The 17275-nt window shown below is 69.8% G+C and carries 22 protein-coding genes and 1 pseudogene; 8 read left to right on the forward strand and 15 right to left on the reverse strand.

Annotated features, from left to right (window positions below; genetic code table 11):
* Nucleotides 1–13 precede the first annotated feature (13 nt).
* From ACZ601_RS02290 to ACZ601_RS02300, 3 genes are all read left to right on the forward strand, one after another.
* Entirely contained in the window at nt 14–769 is a 756-nt protein-coding gene (locus ACZ601_RS02290) for an MgtC/SapB family protein (protein ID WP_371774891.1), read from the forward strand.
* Between the two features lie 172 nt (nt 770–941).
* The gene (locus ACZ601_RS02295; RefSeq protein WP_469532142.1) at nt 942–2018 is read left to right on the forward strand and encodes a Dyp-type peroxidase; all 1077 of its coding nucleotides are present in this window, start codon (nt 942–944) and stop codon (nt 2016–2018) included.
* A complete protein-coding gene (locus ACZ601_RS02300) occupies nt 2018–2815 on the forward strand; it encodes a family 1 encapsulin nanocompartment shell protein (RefSeq protein WP_469532144.1) in 798 nt (265 codons plus the stop codon). The genes ACZ601_RS02295 and ACZ601_RS02300 overlap by 1 nt, the downstream gene beginning before the upstream one ends.
* 437 nt (nt 2816–3252) lie before the next feature.
* Here the strand turns inward: ACZ601_RS02300 and ACZ601_RS02305 are convergent, their stop codons facing one another.
* The 5 genes from ACZ601_RS02305 to ACZ601_RS02325 all read right to left on the reverse strand — a co-directional run bounded on the left by ACZ601_RS02305 (nt 3253) and on the right by ACZ601_RS02325 (nt 7785).
* Nucleotides 3253–3912 (reverse strand): aspartate/glutamate racemase family protein, encoded by a 660-nt coding sequence (locus ACZ601_RS02305; protein WP_469532146.1) that lies wholly within the window; start codon nt 3910–3912, stop codon nt 3253–3255.
* 62 nt (nt 3913–3974) lie between these two features.
* The gene (locus ACZ601_RS02310; RefSeq protein WP_311301829.1) at nt 3975–4337 is read right to left on the reverse strand and encodes a GNAT family N-acetyltransferase; all 363 of its coding nucleotides are present in this window, start codon (nt 4335–4337) and stop codon (nt 3975–3977) included.
* A 30-nt stretch (nt 4338–4367) separates the two neighbouring features.
* Nucleotides 4368–4793, reverse strand: a complete 426-nt coding sequence (panD, locus tag ACZ601_RS02315; RefSeq protein ID WP_073734563.1) for an aspartate 1-decarboxylase — start codon at nt 4791–4793, stop codon at nt 4368–4370.
* A 273-nt stretch (nt 4794–5066) separates the two neighbouring features.
* Entirely contained in the window at nt 5067–5933 is an 867-nt protein-coding gene (locus tag ACZ601_RS02320) for a phosphotransferase (RefSeq protein WP_469532149.1), read from the reverse strand.
* A gap of 340 nt (nt 5934–6273) precedes the next feature.
* Complete coding sequence (locus ACZ601_RS02325) at nt 6274–7785, reverse strand: cryptochrome/photolyase family protein (protein ID WP_469532150.1); 1512 nt, start codon at nt 7783–7785, stop codon at nt 6274–6276.
* 469 nt (nt 7786–8254) lie between these two features.
* Between ACZ601_RS02325 and ACZ601_RS02330 the strand changes: the two genes are divergently transcribed.
* The 5 genes and pseudogenes from ACZ601_RS02330 (at nt 8255) to ACZ601_RS02350 (ending at nt 11529) form a co-directional block, all read left to right on the forward strand.
* Nucleotides 8255–8701 carry a hypothetical protein gene (locus ACZ601_RS02330; RefSeq protein ID WP_469532152.1) on the forward strand — a complete coding sequence of 149 codons (447 nt, stop codon included), beginning with the start codon at nt 8255–8257 and terminating at the stop codon, nt 8699–8701.
* Between the two features lie 243 nt (nt 8702–8944).
* Nucleotides 8945–9484, forward strand: a pseudogene (locus tag ACZ601_RS02335) (PP2C family protein-serine/threonine phosphatase); the annotation flags it as partial.
* Between the two features lie 107 nt (nt 9485–9591).
* Nucleotides 9592–10269 carry a HemK2/MTQ2 family protein methyltransferase gene (locus tag ACZ601_RS02340; RefSeq protein ID WP_440575816.1) on the forward strand — a complete coding sequence of 226 codons (678 nt, stop codon included), beginning with the start codon at nt 9592–9594 and terminating at the stop codon, nt 10267–10269.
* A complete protein-coding gene (locus ACZ601_RS02345) occupies nt 10253–10495 on the forward strand; it encodes a CDGSH iron-sulfur domain-containing protein (protein WP_440575817.1) in 243 nt (80 codons plus the stop codon). Before ACZ601_RS02340 ends, ACZ601_RS02345 begins: the two co-directional genes overlap by 17 nt.
* Nucleotides 10492–11529: an iron-containing redox enzyme family protein gene (locus ACZ601_RS02350; protein WP_469532155.1), complete on the forward strand. Its 1038-nt coding sequence runs from the start codon at nt 10492–10494 to the stop codon at nt 11527–11529. The genes ACZ601_RS02345 and ACZ601_RS02350 overlap by 4 nt, the downstream gene beginning before the upstream one ends.
* Here ACZ601_RS02350 and ACZ601_RS02355 read toward each other — a convergent pair.
* The 10 genes from ACZ601_RS02355 to ACZ601_RS02400 form a co-directional block, all read right to left on the reverse strand.
* Entirely contained in the window at nt 11523–11987 is a 465-nt protein-coding gene (locus ACZ601_RS02355; RefSeq protein ID WP_469532157.1) for an Asp23/Gls24 family envelope stress response protein, read from the reverse strand. The genes ACZ601_RS02350 and ACZ601_RS02355 overlap by 7 nt on opposite strands.
* A 159-nt stretch (nt 11988–12146) precedes the next feature.
* The gene (locus ACZ601_RS02360) at nt 12147–12425 is read right to left on the reverse strand and encodes a gas vesicle protein K (RefSeq protein ID WP_469532158.1); all 279 of its coding nucleotides are present in this window, start codon (nt 12423–12425) and stop codon (nt 12147–12149) included.
* On the reverse strand, nt 12422–12649 hold the full coding sequence (locus tag ACZ601_RS02365) for a gas vesicle protein (protein WP_469532160.1): 228 nt from the start codon (nt 12647–12649) through the stop codon (nt 12422–12424). The genes ACZ601_RS02360 and ACZ601_RS02365 overlap by 4 nt, the downstream gene beginning before the upstream one ends.
* A gap of 4 nt (nt 12650–12653) precedes the next feature.
* Nucleotides 12654–13469: a GvpL/GvpF family gas vesicle protein gene (locus ACZ601_RS02370; RefSeq protein WP_469532162.1), complete on the reverse strand. Its 816-nt coding sequence runs from the start codon at nt 13467–13469 to the stop codon at nt 12654–12656.
* On the reverse strand, nt 13466–13837 hold the full coding sequence (locus ACZ601_RS02375) for a gas vesicle protein (RefSeq protein ID WP_440575822.1): 372 nt from the start codon (nt 13835–13837) through the stop codon (nt 13466–13468). The genes ACZ601_RS02370 and ACZ601_RS02375 overlap by 4 nt, the downstream gene beginning before the upstream one ends.
* The gene (locus ACZ601_RS02380) at nt 13830–14930 is read right to left on the reverse strand and encodes an SRPBCC family protein (RefSeq protein WP_469532164.1); all 1101 of its coding nucleotides are present in this window, start codon (nt 14928–14930) and stop codon (nt 13830–13832) included. The genes ACZ601_RS02375 and ACZ601_RS02380 overlap by 8 nt, the downstream gene beginning before the upstream one ends.
* Nucleotides 14931–14936: 6 nt before the next feature.
* Nucleotides 14937–15791: a histone protein gene (locus ACZ601_RS02385; protein ID WP_469532165.1), complete on the reverse strand. Its 855-nt coding sequence runs from the start codon at nt 15789–15791 to the stop codon at nt 14937–14939.
* 7 nt (nt 15792–15798) lie between these two features.
* Nucleotides 15799–16053 (reverse strand): gas vesicle protein GvpG, encoded by a 255-nt coding sequence (locus ACZ601_RS02390; RefSeq protein WP_440575825.1) that lies wholly within the window; start codon nt 16051–16053, stop codon nt 15799–15801.
* Nucleotide 16054: 1 nt separating this feature from the next.
* Nucleotides 16055–16816: a GvpL/GvpF family gas vesicle protein gene (locus ACZ601_RS02395; RefSeq protein ID WP_469532167.1), complete on the reverse strand. Its 762-nt coding sequence runs from the start codon at nt 16814–16816 to the stop codon at nt 16055–16057.
* Nucleotides 16813–17268: a gas vesicle structural protein GvpA gene (locus tag ACZ601_RS02400; RefSeq protein WP_440575827.1), complete on the reverse strand. Its 456-nt coding sequence runs from the start codon at nt 17266–17268 to the stop codon at nt 16813–16815. Before ACZ601_RS02400 ends, ACZ601_RS02395 begins: the two co-directional genes overlap by 4 nt.
* Nucleotides 17269–17275 lie beyond the last annotated feature (7 nt).

Raw genomic sequence — 17275 nt, forward strand, 5'->3', positions numbered from 1 at the left:
GATCGGAGGCTCTGTGGCAATCGACATCAATGAACCGTTCGGCCAGAACTGGACGCACGCGGCGCAGTTCGGCATCGCGTTCGGGCTCTCCTGCGCGATCGGGATCGAACGCGAGATCCGCCAGAAGGCGGCCGGACTGCGCACGTACACGATCGTCGGGCTCGGGGCCGCACTGTTCACCCTGGTCAGCAAGTTCGGCTTCTCCGACGTACTGGTCACCGGGCAGGTCGAGTTGGATCCGTCCCGGGTGGCGGCGCAGATCGTCTCCGGGCTCGGGTTCATCGGCGGTGGTGTCATCTTCGTCCACCGCGGCTCGGTCAAGGGGCTGACCACGGCCGCGTCGATCTGGCTGACCGCGGCGGTCGGCTGCGCGGCCGGCGCCGGGCTGCCGGTACTCGCCACCCTCGCCACGCTCGCCTACTTCCTGGTGTCGTACGGCGTCCGCCCGCTGGCCCACCGGCTGCCGGCGCTGCGCAACGCCTCGATCGGCTACCGGATCACCTACACGGAGGGGGTGGGCGCGCTGCGGGAGCTGGTCAAGCACTGTACGGAGGCGGGGTTCGCGATCTCCGAGCTGACCACGCTCGCCGCCGACGGCGAGGGGATGTTCCGGCGCCGTCGCCGGTCGGAGACCGTGCCCCCGCCCGAGCGGACCGTCGAGGTCGCGCTCAGCGTGCAGGGCAGGGGCGATCCGGACGCGCTGATGGCCCGGCTGTCGGGCACCACCGGGGTGCTGGCGTGCAGCCGGAGCGACCTCGCCGACGAGTGACCGGGCCGGGGCAAGCGCCCGGCCGGGCGGGCGAGGGAGCGGCGCGCACGTCGCCCGGTCGGACGCGCCGGGGTGCGGCGCCCCGCCGGATGTGGGTAAGTGGCAGCGGGCCCCGCGTCCTCACCCGCGCGGGTGCCGCCTTGTCGCCCACGCCACCCCATGGAGCCGCCGCATGCCCGGGACCACCGAGGAAGCGGCCGCGGCGCAGCCCGTCGTCGCACCGCTGACCAGCGCCGCGCTGATCCTGGTCGCCACGATCGAGCCGGGCGGTGAGCCCGCTGTCCGCGAGGCGCTGCCGGATCTGGCGGCCCTGGCCCGCTCCATCGGGTTCCGCTTTCCCGGTTCCGGGCTGGCCTGTGTGACCGGCTTCGGTTCCGATGCCTGGGGCCGGCTGTTCGAGGGGCCGCGTCCCGCCTCGCTCCATCCCTTCCAGGAACTGCGCGGGCCCCGCCACCACGCCCCCGCCACCCCGGGCGACCTGCTGTTCCACATCCGGGCCGAGCGGATGGACGTGTGCTACGAGTGGGCCTCCCAGCTGCTCGGCCGGCTCGGCGGTGCGGTGAAGGTCGTGGACGAGACGCACGGGTTCCGCTACTTCGACCACCGGGATCTGCTGGGCTTCGTGGACGGGACAGAGAACCCGGTCGGTCCGGACGCGCTCTCGGCGGCGCTGGTCGGTGACGAGGACCCGGACTTCGCGGGCGGCAGCTATGTCGTCGTGCAGAAGTACCTGCACGATCTGACGTCGTGGAACGCGCTGAGCACGGAGGAGCAGGAGCGGGTGATCGGGCGGACCAAGTTCACCGACATCGAGTTCGCCGACGACGTCAAACCCGCCGACTCACACGTGGCGCTGAACACCATCACGGACCCGGACGGCACGGAGCGCGACATCCTGCGTGCCAACATGGCGTTCGGCAGCTTCGGTCAGGGTGAGTTCGGTACGTACTTCATCGGGTACGCCGCCGACCCCGGCGTCACCGAACAGATGCTCCGGAACATGTTCCTCGGCAGTCCTCCCGGCACCCACGACCGCATTCTCGACTTCTCGACAGCGGTCACCGGCACGCTCTTCCACGCCCCCGGCGCCGACTTCCTCGACGCCCCGCCGCCGTCGCCCGAGTCCGCAGCGGCCGGGACCGGGGCACTGCCGGAGCCGGCGTCCGCGCCGACGGCGCAGACCCTGATCCCGCCGGACTCCCGTGACGGTTCGCTGCACATCGGCAGCCTGCAAGAAAGCGCCCAGTGATGAACAACCTCCACCGCGCACTCGCCCCCGTCACGCAAGCCGCCTGGGACCAGATCGAGGAGGAGGCCCGGCGCACCTTCAGCCGTCATCTGGCGGGCCGGCGCGTCGTCGACGTCAGCGGGCCACAGGGCCCGCGGCTGGCTGCCGTCGGCGACGGCCACCTCCGGGAGATCGACCCGCCCACCCCCGACGTGCTGGCCCGCGCCCGCACCTCGGTACCGGTCATCGAGTGGCGGGTGCCGTTCACACTGGACAGGGCGGCGGTGGACGATGTCGAGCGCGGCTCCGACGACAGTGACTGGCAGCCGGTCAAGGACGCCGCCCGGACCTGTGCGTTCGCGGAGGACATGGCGCTCATCGACGGCTACGCGGCGGCCGGGATCACCGGTCTGCGGGACGGTTCCTCACACGCCCCGCTGCCGCTTCCGGCAGATGCCCGGGACTATCCGGCCACCGTCAGCCAGGCGCTGACCAAGCTGCGGCTGGCCGGTGTGGACGGGCCCTACCGGCTGCTGCTGGGCGCGGACGCGTTCACGGAGGCGACCGAGACATCCGACCACGGATATCCCGTCTCCACCCATCTGACCCGGCTGCTCGACGACCAGATCCTGTGGGCGCCGGCGGTGGCGGGCGGGGTGCTGCTGTCCACCCGGGGCGGCGACTTCGAGCTGTGCCTGGGCGAGGATCTGTCGATCGGCTATCAGGAGCACGACGCGACGACCGTCAGTCTCTACTTCCACCAGTCCTTCACGTTCCGGATGCTGACGCCGGAGGCCGTGGTCCCGATCATCGCCTGATCGCAGCTCATGCCGGAGGCTCGTAACGGTGAGCCTCCGGCAGGAGCACGGAGAGCGGCGGTGTTCATCGGGCCGCCCGTGGGCAGGGACGGCGGCGGCCGGCCACCCGCGTCGGTCACCCGCACGGCTCAGCCCACCGGTGAGGGCTCCGGCTCCGGCGGCGGCACCGGCTCGGGGTTCGGCGCGGGCGGCTGCGGGATCGGGTCGGGCGAGGGCCCCGGCGGCGTGGGGACGGGCGGCGTCGGCCCCGGCCCCGGCGGCACGGGCTCCGGCTCCGGCAGCGGCTGGGGCGGCCCAGGAATGGGTCCCGGAGTGGGCGCGGGCGGGACGGGGTCGGGAAACGGATGGGTCATCTCGGTCCTCCGAACGGTCTGGGTGGATCTCCTCCACCGTCTCCCGGAGCGGCTGCCCGCGCCCGGCGAGTCCATACGTTCGGCCTACGAAAGATCCGTCCGGCCCACCGAAGCGACCGCTGCCGCCGCGGCGGCCAGGCCCGGCCGCGGACTGGAGAGCACCGGAATCCGCGTGACCGTACGGGTGACGGCACCGGCCATGGACGCCTGGGCCAGCACGATCACATCGGCGTCCGCCACCGCGTCTGCGGCCTCGGCCACCAGGTCCAGATAGCCGTCACGCTCGCCCGCCTCGAAGCGCTCCCAGGCGCCCGCGACCAGCACGGTGCGGACCTCGGCCGGAGGCCGGCCCGCAGCGTCGGCCTCCTCGGCGATCAGCGCGAGGGTGGGCTCCAGGGTGGCGGCGAGCGCCGCGATGACGGTCACCCGCTCCGCACGGGCCGCGACGGCCGCCATCGGGCGGTCGACCCGCAGCACGGGGACGCCGAGCGCCGGCCCGAGCGACTCCGCGACACCGCCGATCGTCGAGCACGTACAGAGCACCGCGGTGGCCCCCTCGGCGACCGCCCCGGCGAGCAACGCCTCGATCTCGCCCGTCACCGCCTGCGGCCCGCTCTCCCCGGCCCGTTCGAGGAGGCCCTCGTGCACGAGGTGGCGCAGCACGAGCCCCGGATGGCCTGCGTCGCGCAGGGCGTCGAAGACCGGGACGTGGGCCGGGGAGGTGTGCAGCAGAGCGAGGGGCATGGGCGAGACGCTATCGGCCCGCCGCTGGGCATTGTTCGGGCCTGGGCCGCCGGCCTCCGGGATCAGTAGAGCTCGGGACGCGACGCGAGCTGTTCCTTCGCCCGCTCCACCAGTGCGGCCGGGGCCTGCGGAGCCTCGTCGGGATGGCGCGACGCCCACTTCGCGGCGTACGGGCAGAGCGGTACGACGGGGACTCCGTCACGGCCCGCCATCGCGTAGAACTCCCTGACCAGTGCGCTCCCGATCCCCTTGCCCTCGTGCCCCGGCTCGACGACCGTGTGTACGGCGACGAGCGCGGCGGGTGCCCCGTCCATCACGAAGTACACGATGACCCCGGCGGCCGCGCCGTCCTCGTACGCGAGCAGTCTGCCCGCCGCCCGGTCGTCACGGATGTCGGGCCCGTCCTGACCACTCCGGTCCGCCATATCGGATGCTCCTTCGCTGGGTAGGTCGCTTCAGCGCGCCGCGGGGACGGCGTGCGGGCTGCGCGCGGTGTCGGTGCCCGGGACGGGAGCGGAGGCGTCGGCGCCGAGCGCGACGATCCGGTTCCCCGCGTCGACGTGGACGACGCTCGGGACCAGGCTGCGCGCCTCGGCGTCGTCGACCTGCGCGTAGCTGATCAGGATGACCAGGTCACCGGGGTGGACGAGGTGGGCGGCGGCGCCGTTGATCCCGATGACTCCGGAGCCGCGTTCGCCCTCGATGACGTACGTCTCCAGCCGGGCCCCGTTGTCGATGTCCACGATGTGCACAAGCTCGCCGGGGAGCAGATCCGCGGCCTCCATCAGCTCGGCGTCGATGGTGACGGAACCGACGTAGTGCAGGTCGGCCTGGGTCACGGTGGCCCGGTGGATTTTGGACTTGAACATGGTGCGCATCATCGGAACACTCCCACTCATAGGCTCCCTGCCTGCGTTTTTGCAGGTCAAGGGCTGTTTCGACACCCTACAACGAGTCGCACGTCCGAGCAGGCGGTCTCCAGGTTCTCCATGACTCACACTGACCGTGTCTGTCCGCTGCCCAGGTACAGCACGTCTTCGATTCGGCACCGGCGCCACGGTTCAGCGCGGCAGTGGGGCCGCCGCGCATGGGGTCGCAACGGCGACGGCCTCGCCGCTTGGTTCCTTGCCGCCTTCACTGACCTTCGGCGGCTTCTACAGACCATCCAGCCGCCTGGTCACTGTGTCGAGTGTCGGCCAAGGAGGACCCTCGCGCAGCAAGCGCAGGCATTCCTTTCCGAATCGCCTTCCATTCGGAAACTGGTCGCCAACCTCCCAACGCCACGCGGCGACCATCGCGATAACGAGCTCGCGACACTCGTTCAGCAGCCCTTGGTCGACGCCTGGGTAGTGCTCGCAGACAGCCTCGGGAACATGGGCGAGATCGAACTCGACGGGTCCGCGGCAGCACGTCTCAAGGTCGATGAACAACGGGCCGTTCCTCGTGCTGAGCACATTGCCCGGATGCGGCTCGCCGTGGAGCAGCTGCTCCACGGCGCCGCGGTCGTCGATCGCTCGTCGCAGACTTGCCAGCCTGCCGCTGAGGAACACGCGGTCCGCGCCGGTGAGCTGCGGCGAGCGATCCGGGTCGGCGACGACTTCTTCCGCCTCCGTGATCCGGTCCGTGAACCTCGGACTCGGCATCTCGACCTGTCGCATGCCGGCGTGCAGCTGCTCCAGCGCCTTGGCGTAGTCGACCGGTGAGGTGTGAGGTGTCACGGGCTCGTAGTAGGTCCACAGCGTCACTGCGAAGCCATCGCACGTGTACACGCGCGGGTCCGCCCGAGGCTCCAAGGGACACATCGGGCATCCGGCCTCGATGAGCCGCTGAGCGAGATCGACTTCGAACTGTGCGACCTCTTGTCCCACAGGGGCGACCCGGGCAAAGACATCGCACGGCGTCAGCCGCAGTGCCAGCTTGTTCGAGTTGTGGAGAACGATTGCGTCGTTGGCTGGCAGGTCGAGCGATGCGGCGACCGAAGTCGCAGCCGCGATCGCACGCGTGACGTCGGTCTTATCCATCCTCGCATCTTGGCATGGACAAGCGAGGGTGATGCCAACCAGCGTGGTCAGGTGCCAACTATCGTGGCCCGGCGCATACACGGCGTCGACGCCGACCCGGGCGGAGGCGGACCCGAACACCAGCACTTCGACCTCCGGTTCCTCTTCTGCCCGCACACCGCGGACGAGACGCTGGCGGTGCTACCGGGAGGTCACTGCCAACGCGACGGTCAGGCGGTGGCCGTGCGTACGCCGAGCGAATCACCGGTGCCCACCGCCGGGACTTCTGGTGGGACTGATCCACTACCTGGAAGACCATCGCAGGCCGGCTTCGCCGACTGGCGGCATTGCCCGCGGCCGGTCAGTCGCGGCGCTCGCGCTCCTGCTCCAGGAGCGCGTCGAGATCGCGGAGCCTGTCCAGACCTCGCACCGCCCGGGTCATCCGCGCGTTGTGTTCGAACCGGTCACGGTGGCGGTGCAGGAGGTTCCAGTACCCGGCAGTGAAGGGGCAGGCGTCCTCGCCGACCCGTACGGACGGGTTGTACCGGCAGGGGCCGCAGAGGTCGCTCATCCGGTCGATGTAGGCGCCCCCGGACGTATAGGGCTTGGTGGTCATGCGGCCCCCGTCGGCGTACTGCGACATGCCCACCACGTTCGGGACCATGACCCAGTCGTAGCCGTCGACGAAGCTGCGGTGGAACCAGTCGGTGACGGCCCGGGGGTCCCAGCCCCGTTGGAGGGCGAAACTGCCCAGGATCATCAGGCGGGGAATGTGATGGGTCCAGCCTGTCGTCCTGACCTGTTCCAGGACGTGGGAGAGGCAGTTCGCCCCGGTGCCGTCCGGGGACAGTTCCGTGAACCAGTCGGGCAGTGGCTCGCGGTGGCGCAGAACGTTGCTCTCGCGGTACTCCTCGTCGAAGTACCAGTAGACGTGCCAGACGAACTCGCGCCACCCGGCGATCTGCCGCACGAACCCCTCGGCACTGTTGAGCGGCACATCGCCCGACCGCCATCCGGCCTCCGCCCGTTCGACGCATTCTGCGGGGTCCAGCAGCCCGAGGTTGAGCGACGTGGACAGCAGACTGTGGCTCATCGTCGGGTCCCCGGCCAGAACCGCGTCCTCGTATTCCCCGAACGTGGCGAGCCGGTGCTCCACGAAGCGCCGGAGTGCGGCGAGCGCCTCCCGGCGCGTGGCCGGGAATACGCGTGGTGCGTCCTCGCCGACGAACTCCACGTCCCCGTCCCGCGACCACCGGTCCAGGTCGGACCGCACCTCGTCGTCGATCTCGCTCTCCCGGGGCCGGTACGGTGCCGGTACGCCCAGTTCGGTGACGTCGCGAGGCGGGGGCTGCCGGTTGTCGTGGTCCAGGTTCCAGCGGCCGCCGACGGGGTGGTCGCCCTCCATCAGCAGACCGTGCGTCCGGCGGACCCATCGGTAGAAGTCCTCCTGACGGAGCTGCTTCGAGGCGCGGCCGTCCGCCCAGGCCTTGAAGTCGTCGTGGCTCACGAGGAAGCCGCGCGCCGGCAGAACCCGCACCGAGGGCAGCCCGCGCACGAAGGCGTGGGCCGCACGGGATGTGGGGTGGTGGACGGTCACCCGGGCATCGCCCACCGCCTCACGCAGTCCTTGCCGGTACGTATCCGCCTTGACGTACCGCACCCGGTCACCGAGCTCCGCGGCCCGGTGGCGCATCGCCGAAAGGAGCAGATGCGCCTTGGCGCGATGGAAGCGCCTCCTGCGCAGGACGTTCCGGGACTCGATCATCAGCAGCGGCGCGTCCCGGTGCGGGCCGCCGTGCGCCGGGTCGATGAAATGCGGGCCGAGCTGATCACCGAACAGCCAGTGGGGCGTGCCGGGTTCTTCCTTGCTCATGCCGAACGCTCCCTTGACGGACTGCTGCCCGGCCGGTGCCACGCGGTGCCCGCCGGACCGATCCGCACCGCGCGCCTCCCCCATAGATCAAAGCGCACGACGGCCCGGGGCGCGGGCGGCACACGCCAGGCGCCTCGCACGGCGAAGCCGACTCTGCGCCCGCTGCGTCAGGATTTCCTGGGACGCGCTCGCCCGGACCGCCGCAGGACTGCCCACGCGGTCACTCCACTGGCACGTGGACGTCACCGATGACGAGGCGATGGCCCGCGCCGCCGAAGAGGTGGGCCGTCGGCTGGGCCCCGTCCCCCTCACCCGGTCCCTTCCTCCGCAAGAACCCAGGTCTATTTCACTGTCGCGCCCTTCATGGCTCGGCGCATTCCGGCAGGCGGCCGCGCCCCGGGCCGCCCCGGCCCCCGCGGAGGAGCGACCGGCGGGTAGGCGCGCGCACGCCCAGGGCATAGGTACGGGCGTGAGCGAAGAACAGAACAGCCCCCCGGACACCGCACACCGCCGCCCCGAAGGCGTGAGCGACAAGACCGTCGAAGCGCTGGGCGCCCTGTCGAAGGCGCTGGAGACGACCGAGCGCGCCCGCGGCGCACTGTACGAGTTCCACCAGCTGACCGGCAGCGCCGACTTCGCCGTCGGCGACGCGGTGCGTCTGCTGCGCGAGGCCGGCCACGACCAGGACGCCGACCTCGTCGAACGTGAGCTCCTCGGCCGCAACGTCATCCCCGGCCACTGGACCTTCCAGCTCGTCGAGAGCTACAACCGGACCTACTACCGGCCCTTCACCGAGATCGAGCAGCAACTGGTCCACAGGCTCGCCCAGGGTCGCGACCACCTGTACGAGGCCGAGCTGAAAGGGGCCCGCCGCCCTCTGGGAGGCCCTCCCGGCACCACCATGCACCCGGACTAGCGTCCTGGGTCCGGATCACGTCGGATCGCATCGGATCCGGTCGGATCCGGTCGGCGGATCAGGAGAAGTAGACGGCGGGTGCTCTCCCGGGCGGTGACTCGGGAGAGCACCCGCCGCCGTGCGGGCCCGCGCATACGCCACCGCGGTCATGCCTCGCGTTTCGGTGGGCAGGAGTGCCCCGAACCCAGGGAGGCCACAGTGACGCGTGATCGAATGGAACTGGCTGAGGTACTGGGCGCGGCGGCGGCCGGCGGCTGCGTCGACGCCTCGCTCATGGCGACGCTCCTGGTCAACGCGTCGCGCGGCGCCCGTCGCGCCGGGGCGGACCTCGCCGAACAAGCCCGCCAGACCCACCAGGCCCTCCTCGACCACGGCAGACGCACCTTCGCCACCGGCCAGCTCCTGCGCGTCGCCCTGGGCGGTTCCGGCGCACAGATCGTGAACGCCGGCCACCCCCGGCCGCTGCGGCTGCGCGACGGCCGGGTCGACGAGCTCCGACTGGCGGTGAACCTGCCCTTCGGCGTCGTCGGACAGGGCCCGTACCAGGTACAGGATCTCGGCCTGCGGCCGGGCGACCGCTTGTTGCTGTACACCGACGGCACGCAGGAGCGTGAAGCCGCAGCCGTCGACCTGCCCGTCCTTCTCCGTGACACCGCGGCCGAGCACCCCCGCGAGGCCGTGCGCGCGCTCGTCGCCGCGGTGACGGACGCCTACCACGGCGCCCCCAGGGACGACGCCACCTTCATGTGCCTCGACTGGCACGGCGCTCGCACGGGAGAGCGTCCCGGCCCGGCGCGGGCCGTGACCGCCGAAGTGGCGGCCGACTCGCGCGCAGCCCATTCTGGACAGGCGGCGATCAGTCGTCGCCACTACGAAGGCGAGAGGCGGCCATGGCCGTACCACTTCGCACGAGGCCACGACGCATGCTGACAGTGCCGGGCGTCTACACCCCGCAGCACGACACGCACCTCCTCATGCGAGCCCTCGCCAGGGAGAACATCGGCCCCGGCACACGTGTACTGGAACTGGGGACCGGCAGCGGCGCGCTGGCGGTGCACGCCGCCCGACTGGGCGCCCGGGTCACCGCCGTCGATGTCTCCCACAGGGCGGTGCTGTGCGCCAGAGTGAACGCCGCGCTCCACCGCAGCCGGGTGACCGTCCGGTACCGCGATCTGTCGGCCCGCGACGCGGGACCGTACGACATGGTGATCAGTAACCCCCCGTACGTTCCCTCGCCGGCCGCTCTGCCGCCGTTGCGGGGCAGAGCGCGTGCCTGGGACGGCGGCCCGGACGGCCGGGCCGTCGTGGACCAGGTCTGTGCCACCGCCGCGGCCGTCCTGCGACCGGGCGGAACGCTGCTCATGGTCCATTCGAAGATGTGCGGCGCCCAGACGACGGTCGATGTCCTCGCGCGGGCGCGCCTCGACGCGGAGGTCGTCGACCGCGAACTCATCCCCCTCGGCCCCGTTCTGCGCTCCCGCCTCCCGTGGCTGCGCGATCAGGGGCTGCTGGACGACGAAGAGCAGGACAAAGAGGAACTGGTGGTTATCCGTGCGCGACAATGCTGACCCCCGCCGTGTCCGCCTCGAACGCAACGGCCCCCTCCTGGTGGAGGGGCCCGTGACCGTCACCGGGGATGACGGCGTGGCCGTCACCTCCGAGCGCTTCATGGTGGCGGTGTGCACCTGCCGTCGCAGCCGCCGCTACCCCTGGTGCGACACCAGCCACCGCGGCCGCCCTGCCCGGACCGGGACCGACGCCGCCACCGACCCGGAAGCCGGTGGAGCGGCATGACCACCTCTCCCTACCTCGAATCCCGTGGCACCAGCCCGGCGCTGCCCGTCCCACGCGGTGTTGTCTCGCGCGGCGTGCTGTCGGCCCTGCGGGACGGGCACGCCCCCCTGGTGGATCCGGAGGCCGTCTCCGGGGCCGATCCGTACGGGGACGATCTCCAGCTCGCGCTCTACGTGCTCTACGAGCTGCACTACCAGGGGTTCGACGCCGTTGGTGACGACCGTGAGTGGGATCCCGACCTGTTGCGGCTGCGCGGCGCACTCGAACACCGCTTCCTGAGCGCCTTGCGCGCGGACGTGCCGGGCGGGGCCGACGCGCGTGAAGCCCTCGCCACCGTCCTCACCGAACCGGCCGTTGACGACGGCACCGGCGTGAGCAACTTCCTGCAGGACGAGGGCCAGCTCTGGCAGGTCCGGGAATACGCGGCGCTGCGCTCCCTCTACCACCTCAAGGAAGCCGACCCGCACGCCTGGGTCATCCCGCGGCTGCACGGCCGCGCGAAGGCCGCGATGGTGGCGGTGGAGTACGACGAGTTCGGCGCCGGACGTGCCGAGGACGTCCACGCCCGGCTCTTCGCGGACCTGATGGACGACCTCGGTCTGGACCACACCTACGGTCACTATCTCGACGCGGCCCCCGCGCAGGGGCTGTGCACGGTCAACGTGATGTCGCTGTTCGGTCTGCACCGGGCGCTGCGCGGCGCTCTGGTGGGGCACTTCGCCGCGGTGGAGGTGACGTCCTCGCCCGGGTCCCGGCGGCTCGCCAACGCGATGCGGCGCACGGGTGCGGGGCCGGCGGCGGCACACTTCTACGACGAGCACGTCGAGGCCGACGCAGTCCATGAGCAGGTCGTCCGGCACGAGGTGATCGACCCGCTCCTGGCGGCCGAGCCCGGTCTGGACGCGGACGTGGCCTTCGGCGTCCAGGCCACCGGTCTGCTCGAAGACAGGCTGGGTGCGGTGTTGCTGGCGGCCTGGCGAGGCGGCGACTCCGCCCTGCGCGTCCCGTTGACAGCGACCCGCCGGCCTCACTGAACGCGACGGGGCTTCCCGGGAGAGCCCTTCTCCTCGTCGTCCTCGCTGTCGTCGTCCCCCGGCACGTAGACATCGAGAACCTTGATGTTGATCTCGACAACTTCCAGTCCGGTCATCGTCTCCAGCGCATCGGTGACATGGACGCGGATCTTCTTGGCGGTGTCCAGGATGAGAGTTCCGTACTCGACCACGATGTCGACGTCGACGGCTGCCTGCTTCTCGCCCACCTCGACCTTCACTCCGCGGCCGGGGTCGTTGGACCGGGACACCTTGTCCCGCATCGCCCCCACGGCCCGGGAGGCTCCCCCACCGACGGCGTGGACCCCATCGGTCTCGCGTACCGCTATTCCCGCGATCGTGGACACCACGGTGTCCGCGATGACCGTCGTCCCCTTGGTTCCGCTCGACGATTCGTTCGATCCGAGCGCCGTTCCGTTTTCACTGCCGTTCGTCGCCATGAGTACCTCGCAGCGAGAGTCCTGAGAGGGGCGAACCGGATGTGGCGGACGGTTCCGCCACTCGTGCCCCCTTCCACCGTGCTCCAAGATCCCCACGTCCGCCATTCGAGTGCCCCGGCGGCGCAGCGCATTCGGCTCGGCCTCCCCCGGACTCCGCTCTCAGTCACGCGGCAGGAGGGAGCCCAGGGGTCCGAGGTCGAGGTTGAGGTCTTCCGGCCGTACGCCGTGCTGCTCGCAGAGCTCTGTCATGCGCTGGTCGAGCATCATCAGGGTCGTGCCGATCTCATCGGTCTGTTCGTCGGTCAGGTCACCTTCGTCGATGCGCCGCAGGGCCTGCCGCTCCATCAGCTGCCTCAGCAGTTCGACCACCGTGAGGACCAGCGTGACCAGATCGCGCCCCAACTTCTCGGAATCCAGGTCCACCCGTGAGCTCGTCACAGCGGCCCGCTGTCGGCCCAGGGGGCTGGAACACGCTCGTTGACCGACGACAGCAGCGCATGGAGTGAGACCCGTACGAGGGGTACGTCGGCGATCGCGATGACCAGGTCACCGCTCACGACCACCCCGGTCCCCAGGACACGGTCCAGCAGATCGACCAGTGGCACGCCGATCGGACCGCTCAAGCCGCCGGGGGTGTCCCACGGAACTGCTTCACGCGTCACGGACTTACACCTCTCCCACGAAGGAGTAGGGCACCCAGGGCCCCGAGACCTCGATGTGCGCACCGGTGCGTTCTCGCAGGCCGGCCACCAGCAGGTCCAGCTCTGCCGCCCGGCTCCCCTCGACCAGATAGGTGGCGTTCAGAACCTGCACGCGATGGTCGTCACGGGCTCCATCGCCGTGTGGCCGCAGGCGACGGGATTCCGTGGCGAGGCGGCTCACGTCCGCGTCCACGGCATCCGCGATCCGCAAGGAGTCCACCTGTCGCCGCTCACGCCGCGACTGCAGGTTGCGCTTGCGCTCCAGGTACGCCCTGCCCGCTCCGGGGGCCGGACCCGTCCCGTCCGCCGGCACAGCCGTCCGTTCCTCGGCGGGGTCGTCGCCCGCGCTCCGCGAGAGGGGCGCGTAGACCTTGATTCCCCATTCGGCGTGATGCGCGATTCGCGTCAGCGCCCTGCGAAAGCGTGTCGACTCACCGGCGAGTGCGAGTGCGGCCCTCTCGTCCCCGTTGTACAACGTGGCCAGCGGCAACGGGACCGTGGGAAAGCGCGCGGCGACCGACGAGACGACCTCATGGTGGGCACGCGCGTACCGTTCGAGTTCGGCCTCGTCGCTCAGCCGGTTCTGCCAGGCCTCGTCCGTGAAGTCAGCCCCTCGAACGGTCTGCACGATCGCTGTGAGCGAGCCGGTGCGGAGGCAGCGCACCGGTCCGTCGCGCGAGACCCCGGCGAGACCGTCCACGTCGGGGTTCCCCTCCGTGTGGCAGACCGCGAACACGTAGGTGGCGTTCGTCTCCGATGTCCCTGTGCTGCACTCCGTCATGAGCCCCTGTTCTTCCTCTCCGTGGCTCGTCGCGGGTCCGGCGATGTCTCTTCGGTGCGCGATTCGAGTGCCTCAAGCCGCGCCCGCAGCTCGCGGTTCTCATCCTTCAGGGCGTCCCTCGCCGCGTGGGAGCTGAGCGCGGGGTCGGTCTCCCACCAGTCGATCCCGGCCTTCTTCGCCGTGTCCACGGACGCCACGAAGAGCCGCAGGCGGATGGTGAGCAGTTCGATGTCGAGAAGGTCGATCTTGATGTCCCCGGCGATCACGATGCCCTTGTCGAGAACGCGCTCCAGGATGTCCGCCAGGTTCGTGTTCTGCGGTCCGGCTACGGGATAGGAAGCGTCCTGTCGGAAGTCGAGATCAGTCACTTCGTGCTCTCCGTGATCGCTGCTTCGCGGACCCGGTCCGCCTTCTGCGCGGTGCCTCTTCCTCTTCTTCCTCTTCTTCTTCCTCGGGCTCCTCTTCCTCTTCTTCTTCCTCCGGCTCTTCTTCCTCTTCCTCGTCGTCCTCGTCGGTCAGTGGGTCCTCGTCCTCGTCCTCTTCATCCCACTCGTCCTCGTCCTCGTCTTCGTACTCCTCCCCCTCCGGGTCTTCCTCGTTCTCCGCCTCTTCCTCTTCCATGGCGTCTTCGTGAGATTTGACTACTTCTCCGTCGCGGATCTCACCCCGCCACCCGTCCGGCTCCTCGTCCGTGAGTGTGACGTACTTCTGGAAGTGCTTGAAGTCGAGCCGGATCCGGCGTCCTTGCACACGCCAGAGGTTTCCCGTCTTCTCGAAGAAGCCGGACGGGTAGTACTCAATGACCAGAACGATGCGTGTGAGGGACGGTGCCAGTTCGTGGAAGCTCACCACGCCCCGTGTCGTTCCCTTTGCGCCCTCGGATGTCCAGACGATGCGATCGTCAGGGACCTGCTCCTGAACCGTTGCCTTGAAGCTCCGCGAGGAGGGCCCCACCTTGACCTTCCAGTCGCTCGTCATCTCCTCGTCCATCGAGACGTCCTGCACGCCCTTGGCGAAGCTGCTGAACTGGTCGTACTGGGTCCAGTGGTCGTACGCGGTGCGCAGCGGCACTCCCACATCGAGGACCTCGATGATGTTCATGGTCTTTCCGCCGCTCGCCTTGCGCTTGCCCTTGCCGCCACCACCGAAGGTCTCCTTGGCCTTGTCCACGACGTTGTCCTTGACGCCCTTGGCCTTCTCCGAGACGAACGCCTTCACCGGGGAATCGCCCTGGAGGATGCGGGAACCGATGGCCGGCAAAGAGCCGCCGTTCTCGGCTACATCTGTCAACTGGCCGGTGACATCGGTCAGCTTGTCCCCCGCCTTCTCCGCAAGCTTCTCCACCTGCGTGCTGAGGAAGCTGGACAGCTCGCCGCGGAGTTTGTCCATTCCGGACTCTTCGGTCTCTTCTGCCTCTTCGGTCTCTTCCGAATCAGGCTCTGCCTTTTCCGTCCTGGCCATGACCCGCTACCTCCGACCGCTGGTGCGCTTGGATGCGGCCCGCTTCGACGATGACTTGCCCGCTGCCGTCTTCTTGGCCGCCGCCTTCTTCGCCGGGGCGGTCTTTTTGGCAGCGGCCTTCTTCGCGGAGCCGCCGGACTTCTTGGCCGCCGCCTTCTTGGCCGGGGCCGCCTTCTTCGCCGGAGCGGTCTTCTTGGCAGCGGCCTTCTTCGCGGAGCCGGACTTCTTGGCTGCCGCCTTCTTGGCCGGGGCGGCCTTCTTGGCTGCGGCCTTCTTCGCCGGTGCCGCCTTCTTGGCCGGAGCGGTCCGCTTCGCCGAGGGCTTGTCGGTCCGAGGGCGCCTTCTCGGCTGCTCCTCCGGCTCCTCCTCGGGTTCTTCCTCGTCCTCGTCCTCGTACTCTTCTTCGTCCTCTTCTTCGTCTTCGTCCTCTACTGGCTGCTCACCCTCGTCGTCGCCCTCCTCCGGTTCCTCCTCGTACTCTTCGTCCTCGTACTCCTCGTCCTGGTCCGCGTACGCCTCGTCCTCGTCCTCGTCCTCGTCGCTCGGGGGTTCAAGGAGACGAGCCGTGCGCTCGCTGATCGAGCCGGCCAACGTGCTCATGCTCCGGTTGGCGGCGGCGGTCACGGCCTTGCGGCCCGCGTCGAGAACCTCGCCCCTGAGCTGTTCCTGAAGTTCAGCGACCTGGGGGACCTCGCCGAGTCGGCGCATGCCCTCTGCGGCGAGTTGGCGGGGTTCCATACCGAAACGCCGGCCGGCGAGATAGGTCGCGACGCTGAGAGCCACTCGTCCCTTTTTGGTCCGGCCCAGCACATAGCCGCCGACTACCGCGACCGCGAGGGTCAACTTCGTCTGATCTTCCATGAGCTCGTCACCTTCGATCACTCTGTGCCGGGCCGACCCGTACGGCGTGCAGGCGGTCAAGCAGGCGTTCCTCTTCGCGTTCGAACTCCTCCAGATTGATGTCTCCGGATTCAAGTTCCTGGTTCAGTACCGCCAACTGCGTACGCAGCACGGCAGGGTCGTGCAGCTCGCGCTCGGCAGCATCATTGAGCTTCTCGGCCACCCAGACCACGCCGCGCACCGGCGCGATCGGGAGCGTGAGCAAACCGGTGATCAGCCCCATGTCAGCTGCCGCCCACGAGCGCGGGTCGGGCCTCCGCCGAAACGAAGCTGTAGCAGGGAAGCGGGCCGACGGGCCTGATCTCCGCATGCTCCCGAAAGGCCGCCCCGAGGCTCTGGGCCCGCGAGAGGAAGGCCTCGCTCTCGGAGCGGTCGACGAGGAAGGACTCGTTCAGCACGCATCCCTGGACCTCCGGTCCCGGGACGGACGCCCGAGCAGCAGGTGCGAGCTCGCGCAGGATCCGCTGCCCCGCGGCGGTTGCGCGCCTGGTGAGAGCGCCGGCGATGGCCTCGCCCAGCCGGAGGCTGGCCTCGTAACCCGGGTTTCTCCGAGCAGCCGCACGGAACTGCCGCACACGCGTGTCCTCGGCGACGAGTGCTTCCAGCGCGTTCTGCGCGGGAAGGACCTTCACGTTGATCTCGACGCGGCCCGCGAGCCGCTCCAGGGTGGCGGCGTATGCGGCCTCCTGAGCGGTCAGTTGCGCGAGGACCGACTGCTCGTCCGCCGCGACCATGCCGAACCGCATAGGAAGCACCGGCCCATCGTCGGCCAGTCGCATCAGAAGGTCCTGGTGTGCCAGCAGATCGCGTCGACGGGCGCGCAGTCGCGGCGGCGCGTCGCTGACGACCGCTCCAAGCAGGCCCTGACTGACGACCCTGAGGGCAGCCGGTGGCGATCCGACGCCGACCGCGTCCTTCGGCAGCGCTCTTGAGGCGTGCAGGACCGCGTAGACGTAAACACCCTCGGTTGACGCGCTCACGCTCATGCCTCCGCGCGCCGTCGTCGGCTCTCACTGCTGCGGGCAGGCGCACGTCGCTTCTTCGGACGCGCCTGCGGCTCGTCCTCTTCCTCGGACGAGTCGTCGTCGCCGCCCACCGCTTTGCGTACGGTGTTGCCCACGGTCTCCACCGCGTTTCGCGCCTTGCGCTTCCCCACCGACTTGGCCACACCGCCGCCCAGAAGCTCGGGAATGGTGGTGCTGCCGGAATCGCGCTCAAGGTCGAGCCGGTTGCACGCCTCCGCGAAGCGCAGGTACGTATCCACGCTCGCGACAACGATGCGCGCGTCGATCTTCAGGATCTCAATGCCGACCAGCGACACCCGAATGAACACGTCGATGACCATGCCACGGTCAAGAATGAGCTCCAGTACGTCGTACAACGTTCCGGCGCGGGGCGGGCAGGCCACTACCTCGTCCGTGTAGGTGGTCGCGGTCATGGAAAGT

It is taken from the genome of Streptomyces sp. NPDC104307 (assembly GCF_055584045.1).

Excerpts from the sequence above, each read along its gene's own strand:
- ACZ601_RS02295 (WP_469532142.1), top strand. The coding sequence starts at position 942 with ATGCCCGGGACCACCGAGGAAGCGGCCGCGGCGCAGCCCGTCGTCGCA.
- ACZ601_RS02300 (WP_469532144.1), top strand. The coding sequence starts at position 2,018 with ATGAACAACCTCCACCGCGCACTCGCCCCCGTCACGCAAGCCGCCTGG.
- ACZ601_RS02305 (WP_469532146.1), bottom strand. The coding sequence starts at position 3,912 with ATGCCCCTCGCTCTGCTGCACACCTCCCCGGCCCACGTCCCGGTCTTC.
- ACZ601_RS02310 (WP_311301829.1), bottom strand. The coding sequence starts at position 4,337 with ATGGCGGACCGGAGTGGTCAGGACGGGCCCGACATCCGTGACGACCGG.
- panD (WP_073734563.1), bottom strand. The coding sequence starts at position 4,793 with ATGATGCGCACCATGTTCAAGTCCAAAATCCACCGGGCCACCGTGACC.
- ACZ601_RS02320 (WP_469532149.1), bottom strand. The coding sequence starts at position 5,933 with ATGGATAAGACCGACGTCACGCGTGCGATCGCGGCTGCGACTTCGGTC.
- ACZ601_RS02325 (WP_469532150.1), bottom strand. The coding sequence starts at position 7,785 with ATGAGCAAGGAAGAACCCGGCACGCCCCACTGGCTGTTCGGTGATCAG.
- ACZ601_RS02340 (WP_440575816.1), top strand. The coding sequence starts at position 9,592 with ATGGCCGTACCACTTCGCACGAGGCCACGACGCATGCTGACAGTGCCG.
- ACZ601_RS02350 (WP_469532155.1), top strand. The coding sequence starts at position 10,492 with ATGACCACCTCTCCCTACCTCGAATCCCGTGGCACCAGCCCGGCGCTG.
- ACZ601_RS02355 (WP_469532157.1), bottom strand. The coding sequence starts at position 11,987 with ATGGCGACGAACGGCAGTGAAAACGGAACGGCGCTCGGATCGAACGAA.
- ACZ601_RS02370 (WP_469532162.1), bottom strand. The coding sequence starts at position 13,469 with ATGACGGAGTGCAGCACAGGGACATCGGAGACGAACGCCACCTACGTG.
- ACZ601_RS02380 (WP_469532164.1), bottom strand. The coding sequence starts at position 14,930 with ATGGCCAGGACGGAAAAGGCAGAGCCTGATTCGGAAGAGACCGAAGAG.
- ACZ601_RS02385 (WP_469532165.1), bottom strand. The coding sequence starts at position 15,791 with ATGGAAGATCAGACGAAGTTGACCCTCGCGGTCGCGGTAGTCGGCGGC.
- ACZ601_RS02390 (WP_440575825.1), bottom strand. The coding sequence starts at position 16,053 with ATGGGGCTGATCACCGGTTTGCTCACGCTCCCGATCGCGCCGGTGCGC.
- ACZ601_RS02395 (WP_469532167.1), bottom strand. The coding sequence starts at position 16,816 with ATGAGCGTGAGCGCGTCAACCGAGGGTGTTTACGTCTACGCGGTCCTG.
- ACZ601_RS02400 (WP_440575827.1), bottom strand. The coding sequence starts at position 17,268 with ATGACCGCGACCACCTACACGGACGAGGTAGTGGCCTGCCCGCCCCGC.